Here is a 12483-nt window from a genome sequence, read left to right as displayed (position 1 = left end):
GATCAGAACGACTCTTCCACCACTTCGGTGACGATTTGCGGCTTGACGTTCATGTCGGGCTGCACGCCCAGGATGCGCAGCGTCTGCTGCACGGTTTCGCTGAACACTGGCGCCGCGACCACCCCGCCGTAGAAGGCGCCGTTGCTGGGCTCGTCGACCATCACCGCCACCACGATGCGGGGCGACTCCACCGGTGCCAGCCCCACGAACCAGCTGCGGTACTTCTTGTCGGCGTATCCCTTGCCTTCCTGCTTGCGCGCAGTGCCGCTCTTGCCACCGACCGAATAGCCCATGGTCTGCGCGCGCGATCCGGTACCGCCCGGGCCGGCGGCCAGGCCCAGCATCTGCCGCACGGCGACCGAGTTCTTCTCGCTGAACACACGAACGCCCGCCACGTGGTCGGCCGACTTCTGCAACGTCACGGGAATCAGCTCACCGTCGCGTGCAAAGACGGTGTAGGCCTGCGCCAGCTGGAACAGCGAGGTCGACAGCCCGTAGCCATAGCTCATGGTGGCCTGTTCGATCGGGCGCCAGCTCTTGTAGGGCCGCAGGCGCCCAGCCACCGCACCGGGAAACGGCACCTGCGGCTTCTGCCCGAAACCCGCCTGCGCGTAGGTTTCCCACATCTCGCGCGGGCTCATCTGCATCGCCATCTTGACGGTGCCCACGTTGCTCGACTTCTGGATCACCTGCGAAACCGTGAGCACATCATTGGGATGCGAATCGCTGATGGTGGAACCACCGATCATGATGCGGCCCGGTGCCGTGTTGATGGGGGTGTTGGGTGTGACCAGCCCCTTGTCCAGCGCCAGTCCGACGATGAACGGTTTCATGGTCGAACCCGGCTCGAAACTGTCGGTGAGCACGCGGTTGCGCAACTGCTCCCCCGTGAGGTTCTGGCGGCGGTTGGGGTTGTAGCTCGGGTAATTGGCCAGCGCCAGCACCTCACCGGTGAGCGTGTCGATCACCACCACGCTGCCCGCACGGGCCTTGTGCAGCTGCACCGCGTCCTTGAGCTTCTGGTAGGCGAAATACTGCACCTTGCTGTCGATCGAGAGCTGCAGGTCGGGTCCGTCCACCGGCGGCACCACGTCGCGCACGTCTTCCACCACGCGGCCCAGGCGGTCCTTGATCACGCGACGCGAGCCATTCTTGCCCGCCAGTTTCGAGTTGAAGGCCAGCTCCACGCCCTCCTGCCCGATGTCCTCCACGTTGGTGAAACCGACCACGTGCGCCGCCGCTTCGCCCTCGGGGTATTCACGCTTGTACTCGCGGCGCTGGTAGATGCCTTTGATGCCGAGTGCTGCAATCTCCCTGGCCACCGGCTCGTCCACCTGGCGCTTGATCCACACGAAAGTCTTGTCTTCGTTGGCCAGGCGTTTGCGCAGATCGGCCAGCGGCATCTCCAGCAGCTTCGCCAGCTGGCGCAGCTTCGGATCGCCGCGGTCCACGTCTTCAGGAATCGCCCAGATGCTTTGAGCCACCACGCTGGACGCGAGGATCAGGCCATTGCGATCGAGCACACGGCCGCGGTTGGCAGGCAGCTCCAGCGTGCGGGCAAAGCGCACTTCGCCCTGACGCTGGAAGAAGTCGTTGCCGAACACCTGCACGTAGGCGGCCCGTCCGGCAAGACCTGCGAAGGCCATCGCCAGCGCCGCCACGATGAACTTGCTGCGCCAGACGGGCGTGCGGCTGGCCAGCAAGGGGCTCGCGGAGTAGTTGATGCTGCGGCTCATGGCCGGCGCTCCGATGTGGCGGGCGCAGCAGCAGGTTGCGGCTCGAACACGGTGACGTACTGCGTGATGCCCGGCGTGACCGGACGCATCTGCAACTGGCGCGATGCGAGCAACTGCACGCGCGCAGGTGTGGCCTGGGCGCGCTTTTGCACCTGCAGTTGCTCATGCTCGGCGTCCAGCTTGCGCGACTGCGCCTGCGAACGGTCCAGAGCGGCATAAAGCCGGCGCGACTCGTATTGCGTGTGCACGAGGTAGAACGCGCTCGCGATCACCGCCACCAGCAAAACAAGATTCAGCCGGATCATGAGGTCAGCCCCCTTCCAGGAACACCGCAGATCCGGCTCCGCCGGTCTGCTGGTGTTGCCCCCTTGAGGGGGAATGCGGCTACACGCAGTGAGCAAGCGACGGGGGTGGTCATGCTTCGGCTCCCGTTCGCTCGGCCACACGCATCACCGCGCTGCGTGAACGGGCATTGCCCTGGACCTCCTCATCGGAAGGCATCACGCGCTGGAGGCCGCGCAGCGCCATCGGCGCGGGTTCGGCAAAGGGCACGCGGCGATCCACCACGGCACGCGAATGGCGCGCCATGAACTGCTTGACCATGCGGTCTTCGAGCGAATGGAAGCTGATGACCACCAGTTTTCCTCCCGGACGCAACACCTTCAGACTGGCCTCTAGCGCTTGTTGCAACTCTTCAAGCTCGGCGTTGATGAAAATCCGAAGAGCCTGAAATGTGCGCGTTGCAGGGTCCTTGCCCGGCTCGCGGGTTTTGACCGCGCCAGCCACGACTTCGGCCAGCTCGCGGGTGGTTCGAAAAGGGCCCCGTTCCTGTCGGCGACGATCAATCGCCTTTGCAATCGATTGAGCAAACCGTTCTTCGCCATACTCACGAATGACCTCCGCCAGGGTGGAAATCTCGGCCGTCTCCAGCCACTGCGCCACGCTCTGGCCGCGCGTGGTGTCCATGCGCATGTCCAGAGGTCCATCGTGGCGAAAGGAAAAGCCTCGCTGGGGATCGTCGATCTGCGGTGAACTCACACCCAGATCCATCAGCACGCCGTCGGCGCTCGCCACACCCAGCTCTGCCAGATGCGCAAAACCTTCGTGCCGAATGGAAAAACGGCCATCGCTGGCCGCCAGTTCCTGCGCCACCGACACCGCCTGTGGGTCCTTGTCGAAGGCGGTCAGCCGCCCTTTCGAAGACAAGCGCTCCAGCACCAGGCGCGAGTGGCCACCTCGCCCGAAGGTGGCGTCCACGTAATGCCCGTCCGGGTTGATCGACAGCGCCTGCACAGCTTCGTTCAACAGGACGGTGTGGTGAATCCATGCGCCTTGCACCATCGCCCTTAGAAGGAGAAGTCCTTGAAGACATCGGGCATGTCGGCCTTCATGGCTTCGGCTTCTTGCGCCGCGTAGGCCTGGGCATCCCACAGCTCAAGGTAGGCGCCCATGCCCAGCAACACCGCATCCTTGGTGATGCCGGCAGCCGCGCGCAGTTCGGGCGAGACCAGCACGCGCCCGGTGCCGTCCATCTCGACGTCCATCGCATTGCCCAGGAAAATGCGCTTCCACCACTGGGCCGACATCGGCAGCGATGCGATCCGATCCCGGAATTCTTCCCACGCACTGCGCGGAAAGATCATCAGACAGCCATGGGGATGCTTGGTGATGGTGAGCTGATTCGAACCCGCGCCCAGGGCGTCACGGTGCCGCGTCGGCACGGAGAGCCGACCCTTGACATCGAGACTGAGAGAAGACGCACCCTGGAACACCGCAGTCAATCCTTGAAAAACACTTTTCACCACTTAATTGCACTTTTCTCCACTTTATCAGGAAAAGGTGGAGGCGCAAGCGCGCGGCTACAGATTTTTTCAATGAAATCAACCACTTAGGAGGCAAAGGTGCACCTCCATCGAATCAAAAACGCATTAAAAGCAAGCACTTACAACAAGCACTGCATGTGATGCTTGAAAACCCTGAAAGAGACAGGGCTGTACAGGTAATCAGTTGATGACGCGCGGGGTGCGCGCCAGACATCAGAGGATGTAACGAGACAGGTCTTCGTTCTGACTGAGTTCGCCCAGTCGCCCATCCACATAAGCGGCATCGATGGCGATGGTCTGGCCGCCCAGATGAGCGGCATCGAAGCTGACCTCGTCGAGCAGATGTTCCATGACGGTGGCCAGGCGGCGCGCCCCAATGTTTTCGGTGCGTTCGTTCACATCGCATGCGATCTGCGCGAGGCGACGGATGCCCTCCGGGCTGAACTCGATCGTCACACCCTCGGTGGCGAGCAGCGCCTGGTACTGACGCACCAGCGAGGCGTGCGTCTGCGTGAGGATGGCTTCGAAGTCGTCGACCGACAGCGACTGCAATTCCACGCGGATCGGGAAACGGCCCTGCAACTCGGGGATCAGGTCGCTCGGCTTGGCGAGGTGGAAGGCGCCGCTGGCGATGAAGAGAATGTGATCGGTCTTGATGACACCGTACTTGGTCGTGACCGACGTGCCCTCCACCAGCGGCAGCAGATCGCGCTGCACGCCCTGGCGCGAGACCTCGGCCGTGCCACCGCCTTCGTTGCGCGAAGTGACCTTGTCGATCTCGTCGATGAACACAATGCCGTTCTGTTCGGCGTTGTGCAGCGCGCGCGTGCGGATCTCGTCTTCGTTGACGAGCTTGCCCGCTTCTTCTTCGATGAGCAGCTTCATCGCCCCTGCGATGGGCAGCTTGCGCGTCTGGCGCTTGCCCGCGCCCATCTGGCTGAACATGCCGCGCAGTTGTTCGGCCATTTCCTCCATGCCCGCCGGCCCCATGATTTCCATGGGGGGTCGCTGCTCGATCAGGTCGATCTCGATCTCCCGATCGTCCAGCTCGCCTTCGCGCAGCTTCTTGCGGAAGTTCTGGCGCGCCGTGCTCTCGGTGGTGGCGACCACGCTGGCCGGTTCGGCTGCCATGCTGCGCGGCGGCGGAATCAGGATGTCGAGGATGCGGTCTTCCGCGGCATCTTCTGCACGCGTTCGCTGCTTGCGCATTTCCACTTCACGCGTCTGCTTGATGGCGATCTCGGCCAGGTCGCGGATGATGCTGTCGACGTCCTTGCCCACGTAGCCCACCTCGGTGAACTTGGTGGCCTCCACCTTGATGAAGGGCGCGTCGGCCAGACGCGCCAGGCGGCGAGCGATCTCGGTCTTGCCCACGCCGGTGGGGCCGATCATGAGGATGTTCTTGGGCGTGATCTCGGGGCGCAGCTTGTCGTCGACCTGCTGGCGCCGCCAGCGGTTGCGCAGCGCAATGGCCACGGCACGCTTGGCACCCTTCTGGCCGATGATGAAACGGTCAAGTTCGGAAACGATTTCCTGTGGCGTCATGGAAGACATGTGTCGGGCTCAGTCCAGCGTTTCGATGGTGTGGTTCATGTTGGTGTAGATGCAGAGTTCACCCGCGATCGCGAGCGACTTGCGCACCACTTCTTCGGCGCTGAGTTCGGTGTGGTCGACCAGCGCCTTGGCCGCGGCCTGCGCATAGGCGCCGCCCGATCCGATGGCGACGATGCCGTGCTCGGGCTCGAGCACGTCGCCGTTGCCGGTGATGATGAGCGAGGCGCTGTGGTCGGCCACGGCCAGCATCGCTTCCAGACGGCGCAACACGCGGTCGGTTCGCCAGTCGCGGGTGAGCTCGATCGCGGCTCGGACCAGGTGGCCCTGGTGCTTCTCCAGCTTGGCTTCGAAGCGTTCGAACAGGGTGAAGGCGTCGGCGGTGGCGCCTGCGAAGCCGGCCAGCACCTTGTCGTGGTAAAGCTTGCGCACCTTGCGCGCCGTGCCCTTGACCACGATGTTGCCAAGGGTCACCTGGCCATCACCGCCGATGGCCACCTGCACACCTTGCGGAGTCTGCCGGCGAACGCAGACGATGGTGGTGCCGTGAAAGGATTCCATGAAGTTCGAGTTGGGGTCGTGAAAAAGAAATGCAACGGCCCGCCGGGCGGATCGTTGCAACAGATGGTACCGGGGCCGGCGACGGGCCGACGGTCGTGCCGCTCAGTCGACGCGAACGACCACCTTGGCGTACTCGGTGATGCCGATCACGTGGAAGAAGGCCGACACCAGGCGGTGCGCGTCCACGAACTGCACCAGACGGCCTTCGGCGTGGTGGCTGGAGACCCAGTTGAGCAGGGTCCCTGCCGCAGAGAAGTCCACCCGGATCAGGTGGCGGCAGGAAATGATCAGCACGTCGGCGCCCTTGAGCTTGCGCTCCAGCGCATCGAGCGTGGTCTGCGGATCGCCGCGGATCTCGCCGGAGAGCTCGACCAGCCCGAGCTGGCTGGTCTCGGTGCCCTGGCTGTCGAGCAACGATTCACCACCACCGGGGTAGCCGGAGGCCACCTGTTCCAGCACCGATTCGCCCAGCACCGACTGACCGGCCTCACCGGGCTTGCTGTTGGAGACGGACGTGTAATGGCAGCGAGGCTTTTCCCAACCCGGGGGCGACACCTCATAGGTCACGCAGAAATCGAGCGCGGTCAGCTCGAACTCATCGGGACGGTTCATGATGCGCAGCACCGCCATTCGCAGTTCCCACCAGAGCTGCTCCACGTCGCGCCGGCTGGAAGGCGTCTGGCTCTTGAGCAGATCGCGGAACGAGCCTGCTCCCTGGAAACGAAGTTCCACGTCCTGGTCGCCCCAGAGCGTGAAAATGCCCAGCAGCGCTCGTGCGGCCTTGAGGTCCATGCTCTCCAGGGGTGTCCAGTCCAGCACCCAGGGCTGCGGCGCGCGCAGCAGCACGTTCTGCAGGGTGCCCACCGCGTGCGCATCGAGCTCGGGCTCGCTGACCCAGACCGCGCGGTTGTGGCCGGTGGATGGTGTGTAGACCTTGCCCGTCATCTTCGAGACGGCATCCGGCATGTCGTACCACTGAGGTGCCGAGCGGTTGAAGCGGTTGACGAAGTCCACCGCGCGGCTCTCGAACGGCGCAAGCTGTCCGGTGGCGCGATACAGGTCGAACAGCGCCAGCCAGTCTTCCTGCTGATCGGCCTTGGTGCCACCTTCGTTCAGCACTTCGAGCAAGCCTTGCTCGGCGCCCGCATCGTCGCCATTGGCGAAGCGGATGGCGGCTTCCTCGACTTCGGGATCCTGCGCAATCTCCTGCACATCCAGGGCGTAGAAATGCGAGGCGGAAAACTGTGAAGCCGGGCTGCCCGATTGCCGCTGCGATGTGGGGGCCATGAGGCCGGTGCGCGCCGGGGGCGCGGCTGCGGGTGGCGGTGGCGCATCGGCCACCTGCCGCTCACGCGAGGGCGACCAGGTCTTGCGCAGGGGCGCAGGCGCACTGGCGGGCTGGGTGTCGAGCATCGCCCGATCCAGCTTCTGATTGGCGGAATTCGGGCCCGCCGAAGCCGGGTTGGGCAGAGGACCGGGTTCGGTCTCGTCGTATTGGGCCTTGCGTTGCTTGACCGCAGGGTCAGGCGCGGCCGGCACGGAGGCCGCATCGTCCTTTTTGGACGCGGGGCCACCAGGGCCGTGCGGCGTGGTGTTCAGACCGGAACCCGTGCTCACGAGCGAATCCGGCCCTTTGGTCTTCCACCACTGCATCGACATCTGGGCTTCGATCTCGTCGATCTTCTTGAGCGTTTCGGCTCTGTCGTCCGGTTTGGACGGCAGGCTGCTCTGGAAAAACGACGGGCGCATGCCCTGCCCTTCGCCCGGCGTGCCTTCGCGGCTGCGGATCTTGCGCAGCATGTCGAACTCGCGCTTGCGCACGAAGTCGTTGCGCCGTTTGCGCTCGATCATTTCCTTGAGCGCGGCCTTGCTGTATTCGCTCTCGCGGTCGGCCGATCGCGTGTCCAGGTCCGACCAGCTCGTCGTCGGGTGGCGAACGAACTTCACCACCTTGGACAGGAAGCCGCCGTTGGAGTCGTCCTTGGACATGTGTGCTCGTTACCGCAATGAGGAACGCGTTCCGGACCGGGCTCAGTCGCCGAACATCTTCTGCTTGAGTTCGCGGCGCTGCTGCGCCTCAAGCGAGAGGCTCGCGGTAGGACGGGCCATGAGCCGGCCCACACCGATGGGCTCGCCCGTTTCCTCGCAGTAGCCGTAGTCGCCGGAATCGATGCGGGCAATGGCCTGTTCGATCTTCTTGAGCAACTTGCGTTCGCGGTCACGGGTGCGCAGCTCGAGCGCGTGCTCTTCCTCGATGGTGGCTCGGTCGGCCGGATCGGGCACGACCACGGTGTCTTCGCGCAGGTGCTCGGTCGTTTCACCGGCATTGGCCAGCATGTCGGCCTTGAGCTGGGAAAGCTTGCGACGGAAGAAAGCGAGCTGCAGGTCGCTCATGTACTCACTGTCGGGCATGGCCTGCACATCCTGGTCGGTCAATTGCTCGACCGACAGGGTCTTCCAGTTGTTGGCTCGCTTGGGATCTTTCTGAATGGATGAGGGCACGGGTGGGGTCATGACGGCGCGTTCGTTCATTTGGGAAAAGGTCGCTTTGGCAGCGTCCGGGGCGTGGGTGGGGATCACCGCAGCCTGGGTCATCTGCTCCATCATGACTTTCTTGGCAGCCCGCTTGCCCAGTGGGCGCGGCGTGGGCTCCACCACCACGGGTGCGGGGGCGGCGGCGCGTTTGGTGCTGGAAGACTTGGGAGCAGGCGCCGCGACGGGCGCGGCCTTGGTAACCGGAGGAATCACTTTGGGAGCAGCCGCCTTGGCAACGGGCTGGATCTTGGTTCTGGCGGCCGGGGCCGCCGGTTGAGGCTTCTTCGAGGGAACCGGGGCCTTGGCGGCAGGCGCCTTGGACACCGGGCGAGCGGTGGATTTTTTGGCCACGGGTTTGGCCGCAGGTTTTGCCGCCGGCCTGGCGACCGCCTTTTTCACCACGGGTTTGGACACCGGCTTGGAAGCCGCCTTCCTGGCAACAGGTTTTGCAACGGGCTTGGCCGCTGCCTTGACCGCCACCTTCTTCGCTGGCGGCTTGGCCACGGATTTCACAGCAGCCTTGGCTTTGGTCGGAGGCTTTGCGGTTGCGGTCTTTTTCGCCACCGGCGCGCGTGCCTTGGCTCCCGATGAGGCGGGTTTGCCTGATTTCGCTGTCCTGGTTGCCGGGGCTTTCACAACGGGTCTCCTGTGTGTTCCTGACGATGCGGGATCTAGGGGCGGGGCGCTGCTGCGGGTGAGGTCCCGAGATACGACTGGACGGGCCGGCAGGACCGACAGATTCGTCGTTATACCCCCATTGCCCAGCGCCTTCGAACGCGGGTGGAGGTCGATCGTGGCAGAACGCCGGCCAACCGACTTGGGCCGCGATTGTATCGACACTGGTTCAGGCGGCCCGGATTCCCGTCCGGCGGGGAAGCCCAGACGTTGGAGAAGCGAGACAAACAACACGTTCGGACCGGGTTCTGGTGGAGGCGCGAGGAACCCCGGGACAGGTGCCCTCAGACCAGACTCTGGTCAAGGCCCTGGATGAGGATGTCCTTGGGCAGATCGATGCCGATGAACACCATCTTGCTCACCCGGGGCTCACCCTCGGTCCAGACCGGTCCCAGGTCGCTGCCCATGAGCTGGTGCACGCCCTGGAAGATCACCTTGCGGTCGGTACCCTCCATGTGCAGCACGCCCTTGTAGCGCAGCATGCGCGGGCCATAGACCTGGACGATGGCACCCAGAAAGTCTTCCAGCCTGGCTGGGTTGAAGGGCCGCGTTGCGCGGTAGACGAAGCTCTTCACATCGTCGTCGTGGTGATGATGGTGGCCGTGCCCGTGATCGCCATGGTCGTGCTGGTGCGACGGATGGTCGCAATGCTCGCCATGTTCGTGGTCATGCTCGTGGTCGTCGACCTTGAGGAAGTCGGGATCGATGTCGAGCTTGGCGTTGAGGTTGAAGCCGCGCAGGTCGAACACTTCCTTGAGCGAGACCTCGCCGAAATGCACCGGGCGCATGGGCGCGCGCGGGTTCATGTGCTTAAGGCGGTGGGTCAGCGCGTCAAGCTCCTCGGCGTCCACCAGATCGGACTTGCTGATGAAGATCTGGTCGGCGAAACCCACCTGACGGCGCGCTTCCTGGCGCTCGTTGAGCTGTTCGGCAGCGTGCTTGGCGTCCACCAGCGTGAGGATGGAGTCCAGCAGGTACTGTTCGGCCACCTCGTCGTCCATGAAGAAGGTCTGCGCCACCGGCCCGGGGTCGGCCAGGCCTGTGGTCTCGATCACCACGCGCTCGAAATCGAGCTCGCCCTTGCGCTTCTTCTGCGCCAGGTCCTGCAGCGTGGCGCGCAGGTCGTCGCGGATGGTGCAGCAGATGCAGCCATTGCTCATCTGGATGATGTTTTCCTGCGTGTCCGCCACCAGGATCTCGTTGTCGATGTTCTCCTCACCGAACTCGTTTTCCACCACGGCAATTTTCTGCCCATGTGCTTCGGAGAGCACGCGCTTGAGCAGCGTGGTTTTGCCCGAACCCAGGAAGCCGGTCAGGATGGTGGCGGGAATGAGTGACATGGCGGTCGGTAAGAGAGCAAAACGAAAGGAAGCGGGGGAGTGTATGCGACCCCGGTCGGACGGGCTGGTTCCGCTCAGGGACGCAAATAGACGTAGCCTTCGCGGGCCTGCAGGCGGGCCACCTCGGCCACACCGGAGGGCACCACCTTGGCTTCCATGGCCACCTTGGAGGCGTCGATGTTGCGCGAGACCAGCGTGTTGTTGCACACGAGGAAGCCGACACCCTTGGCCGAGAGGTCGCCAATGGCACCGGCGAACGATTGTCCGGAGGTGTTGTTGGCGCCGTCGAGCAGGAAATCAATGCCGGCCCCATGCGTGACCACCACGATTTTCGCGGTGGGGTCGGCGGCCAGGTGGTTGCGGATGTTGTTGATGGCGCGCGAGGCTTGCGGAATCCCGTCGCTCAAGTGATAGACCACCTTGACGGCGGGTGGCGTCTGGGCCTGGGCCTGCAGCGAGGTGGCCATCACCGCAGCGAGCAGCAGGCATTTGAAAGCGACGAGAAACTTGAACACAGCGTGTCTCCGGAGGATGCGACAGGCAAGCATCCTACAAGCAATGCCCTGACCCGTTCCTCAGCGGGGGGACCGGGAGCGGCCCGGCGCGGGCGGTGGGCCGGGATCGTCAGAGGCGGCCGGACGAGCGCCTCGCGCGTGTGCACGGGGGTGGGCGGCGTCGTAGGCCTTGGCCAGGTGCTGGAAATCGAGTCGGGTGTAGACCTGCGTGGTGCTGATGCTGGCGTGACCGAGGAGCTCCTGCACGGCACGCAGGTCGCCGCTGGACTGCAGCACATGGCTGGCGAACGAGTGTCGCAGCATGTGCGGGTGCACCGGCGTGGCCAGCCCGGCCCGCAGCGAACGGCGCTTGAGCCGCAGACGGATGTGCTGAGGTGTGAGGCGCTGGCCGCGCGCGCCGATGAACAGTGCCGGGCTGTCGCCCGCCCAGCCCGCGCGCAACTCCAGCCAGCGCGCCAGAGCGTCGAGTGCCTGGCGGCCCACCGGCACGCTGCGCCGCTTGGCGCCCTTGCCCAGCACATGGGCCTCGCCATCCCGCGCATCGATCCAGCCGCGTGCGTTGCCGCTGGCCGCCACGTCCAGCCCCACCAGCTCGCCGATGCGCATGCCACAACCGTAGAGCAGTTCGGTGATGCAGGCATCTCGCGCTTCCAGCGCGGGGTGGTCGGTCGCTTCGTGGTGCGAGGCCAATTGCACGGCTTCATCGACACCCAGCGCCTTGGGAAGGGGTTTGCCGGCCTTGGGAGCGCGCACGTCCTGCACCGGGTTGTGATGAATGGTGCCCTGACGGCCCAGCCACACGTAGAAGCCGCGCCAGCCCGAGAGAATGAGCGCGATGCCGCGTGCGCTGCGGCCACCACTGTGCATCTTGGCCACCCAGCGGCGAATGTGCGGGCTCTGCACTTCCGTGAGCGCCACGCCAGCCTCGCGCGCCTGGGCCGCCAGCTTTTCCAGATCCAGGGTGTAGAGCTCGACCGTGCGATCGGCCAGGCGCTTTTCCACGCGCACGTGGTTCAGGTAGGCCGCCACCAGCGCGGCATCTTCGGCGCTGGTGGGGGTGTTCATGGACGCAAGCGGGAGAGTGCGGCGCTGGAGAGCTCGCCGATCCGTTCCAGGAAATCGGTGCCCATGTCGGCAGCGAAGCGCTGGTGGTCGGCCGAGGCCAGCACGAGCAACCCGAAGGCCTGCGGCGCGAGACCCGCGCGCAAGGGAATCAGGGCCAGCGATGCGGCAGCGGCCGGGTCGGCCAGCCACTGTGCGGCCTCCAGGCCCGGGTTGGCACCGCAATAGGGATGCATGAGCGAGGAGGCAAAGGCCTTCGCATCGTCGCTGGCGCCCTGCGCGAAGGCCTCGTCGGCGTATTCAGGCGCCACGTCCCAGACCTTGATGGCCACCTGAGGAACCAGGAAGTGTTCGCCGATGGCGCGGGCGGCCACGGTCGGCAGCTCGTTCGCCTCGCGCGTCAGCAGCAGTTCGCGCGTCCAGCGTTGCAGCTTGTCGGCGATGGTGGTGTTCTCGTGGCCGTTGCGGATCATCTCGGCCGCCTTGAGCTCCAGGCCCCGGATCTTCTCGCGCAGCATCTCGGCCTGGCGTTCCTGCAGGCTCACGGCGCGCTGGCCGTGCGGGCTGGTGAGCTGCACGGCAGCCAGCAGGCTGGCGTGGCGCTCGAAGAAGTCGGGCGTGTTCGCCAGGTAGTTGGCGATGTCGTCTTCGGTGATGGGAGGAATCTGGTTGGGGTTCATGGTGG

At 64.8% G+C, this 12483-nt stretch carries 12 protein-coding genes; all 12 read right to left on the bottom strand.

All coding sequences use genetic code 11. The features are described 5' to 3' along the window. Nucleotides 1–2 precede the first annotated feature (2 nt). The 12 genes from ACTIF6_RS01160 to ACTIF6_RS01105 all read right to left on the bottom strand — a co-directional run bounded on the left by ACTIF6_RS01160 (nt 3) and on the right by ACTIF6_RS01105 (nt 12478). Nucleotides 3–1736: a peptidoglycan D,D-transpeptidase FtsI family protein gene (locus tag ACTIF6_RS01160; RefSeq protein WP_439586167.1), complete on the bottom strand. Its 1734-nt coding sequence runs from the start codon at nt 1734–1736 to the stop codon at nt 3–5. After that, nucleotides 1733–2041, bottom strand: a complete 309-nt coding sequence (gene ftsL, locus ACTIF6_RS01155) for a cell division protein FtsL (protein ID WP_439586166.1) — start codon at nt 2039–2041, stop codon at nt 1733–1735. Before ftsL ends, ACTIF6_RS01160 begins: the two co-directional genes overlap by 4 nt. Before the next feature lie 109 nt (nt 2042–2150). Beyond that, a complete protein-coding gene (gene rsmH / locus ACTIF6_RS01150) occupies nt 2151–3077 on the bottom strand; it encodes a 16S rRNA (cytosine(1402)-N(4))-methyltransferase RsmH (protein ID WP_439586165.1) in 927 nt (308 codons plus the stop codon). A 5-nt stretch (nt 3078–3082) separates the two neighbouring features. Further along, nucleotides 3083–3508: a division/cell wall cluster transcriptional repressor MraZ gene (gene mraZ, locus ACTIF6_RS01145; RefSeq protein ID WP_439586519.1), complete on the bottom strand. Its 426-nt coding sequence runs from the start codon at nt 3506–3508 to the stop codon at nt 3083–3085. A gap of 264 nt (nt 3509–3772) precedes the next feature. After that, nucleotides 3773–5113 (bottom strand): ATP-dependent protease ATPase subunit HslU, encoded by a 1341-nt coding sequence (hslU, locus tag ACTIF6_RS01140; protein ID WP_439586164.1) that lies wholly within the window; start codon nt 5111–5113, stop codon nt 3773–3775. A 9-nt stretch (nt 5114–5122) separates the two neighbouring features. After that, on the bottom strand, nt 5123–5671 hold the full coding sequence (hslV, locus tag ACTIF6_RS01135) for an ATP-dependent protease subunit HslV (protein ID WP_439586163.1): 549 nt from the start codon (nt 5669–5671) through the stop codon (nt 5123–5125). 102 nt (nt 5672–5773) lie between these two features. Then, nucleotides 5774–7660, bottom strand: a complete 1887-nt coding sequence (locus tag ACTIF6_RS01130) for an STAS domain-containing protein (protein ID WP_439586162.1) — start codon at nt 7658–7660, stop codon at nt 5774–5776. Between the two features lie 42 nt (nt 7661–7702). Beyond that, nucleotides 7703–8710, bottom strand: coding sequence for an RNA polymerase-binding protein DksA (dksA, locus tag ACTIF6_RS01125; protein ID WP_439586161.1), 1008 nt, complete (start codon nt 8708–8710; stop codon nt 7703–7705). A 455-nt stretch (nt 8711–9165) separates the two neighbouring features. Then, complete coding sequence (locus tag ACTIF6_RS01120) at nt 9166–10221, bottom strand: CobW family GTP-binding protein (RefSeq protein WP_439586160.1); 1056 nt, start codon at nt 10219–10221, stop codon at nt 9166–9168. Between the two features lie 74 nt (nt 10222–10295). Next, nucleotides 10296–10688, bottom strand: coding sequence for a DsrE family protein (locus ACTIF6_RS01115; protein WP_439586518.1), 393 nt, complete (start codon nt 10686–10688; stop codon nt 10296–10298). Between the two features lie 108 nt (nt 10689–10796). Then, the gene (locus ACTIF6_RS01110) at nt 10797–11801 is read right to left on the bottom strand and encodes a tyrosine recombinase XerC (protein WP_439586159.1); all 1005 of its coding nucleotides are present in this window, start codon (nt 11799–11801) and stop codon (nt 10797–10799) included. Continuing rightward, a complete protein-coding gene (locus ACTIF6_RS01105; protein ID WP_439586158.1) occupies nt 11798–12478 on the bottom strand; it encodes a DUF484 family protein in 681 nt (226 codons plus the stop codon). The genes ACTIF6_RS01110 and ACTIF6_RS01105 overlap by 4 nt, the downstream gene beginning before the upstream one ends. Between the last annotated feature and the right edge of the window lie 5 nt (nt 12479–12483).

This window comes from Hydrogenophaga sp. (assembly GCF_051860785.1).
Taxonomy (GTDB): Bacteria; Pseudomonadota; Gammaproteobacteria; order Burkholderiales; family Burkholderiaceae_C; genus Hydrogenophaga.
Note: the sequence above shows the minus strand (reverse complement) of the source record. Positions and strands in the feature narration are given on the sequence as shown.

Coding starts and splice junctions, on each gene's coding strand:
- ACTIF6_RS01160 (WP_439586167.1), bottom strand. CDS start 1,736: ATGAGCCGCAGCATCAACTACTCCGCGAGCCCCTTGCTGGCCAGCCGC.
- ftsL (WP_439586166.1), bottom strand. CDS start 2,041: ATGATCCGGCTGAATCTTGTTTTGCTGGTGGCGGTGATCGCGAGCGCG.
- rsmH (WP_439586165.1), bottom strand. CDS start 3,077: ATGGTGCAAGGCGCATGGATTCACCACACCGTCCTGTTGAACGAAGCT.
- hslU (WP_439586164.1), bottom strand. CDS start 5,113: ATGTCTTCCATGACGCCACAGGAAATCGTTTCCGAACTTGACCGTTTC.
- hslV (WP_439586163.1), bottom strand. CDS start 5,671: ATGGAATCCTTTCACGGCACCACCATCGTCTGCGTTCGCCGGCAGACT.
- ACTIF6_RS01130 (WP_439586162.1), bottom strand. CDS start 7,660: ATGTCCAAGGACGACTCCAACGGCGGCTTCCTGTCCAAGGTGGTGAAG.
- ACTIF6_RS01120 (WP_439586160.1), bottom strand. CDS start 10,221: ATGTCACTCATTCCCGCCACCATCCTGACCGGCTTCCTGGGTTCGGGC.
- ACTIF6_RS01115 (WP_439586518.1), bottom strand. CDS start 10,688: ATGGCCACCTCGCTGCAGGCCCAGGCCCAGACGCCACCCGCCGTCAAG.
- ACTIF6_RS01110 (WP_439586159.1), bottom strand. CDS start 11,801: ATGAACACCCCCACCAGCGCCGAAGATGCCGCGCTGGTGGCGGCCTAC.
- ACTIF6_RS01105 (WP_439586158.1), bottom strand. CDS start 12,478: ATGAACCCCAACCAGATTCCTCCCATCACCGAAGACGACATCGCCAAC.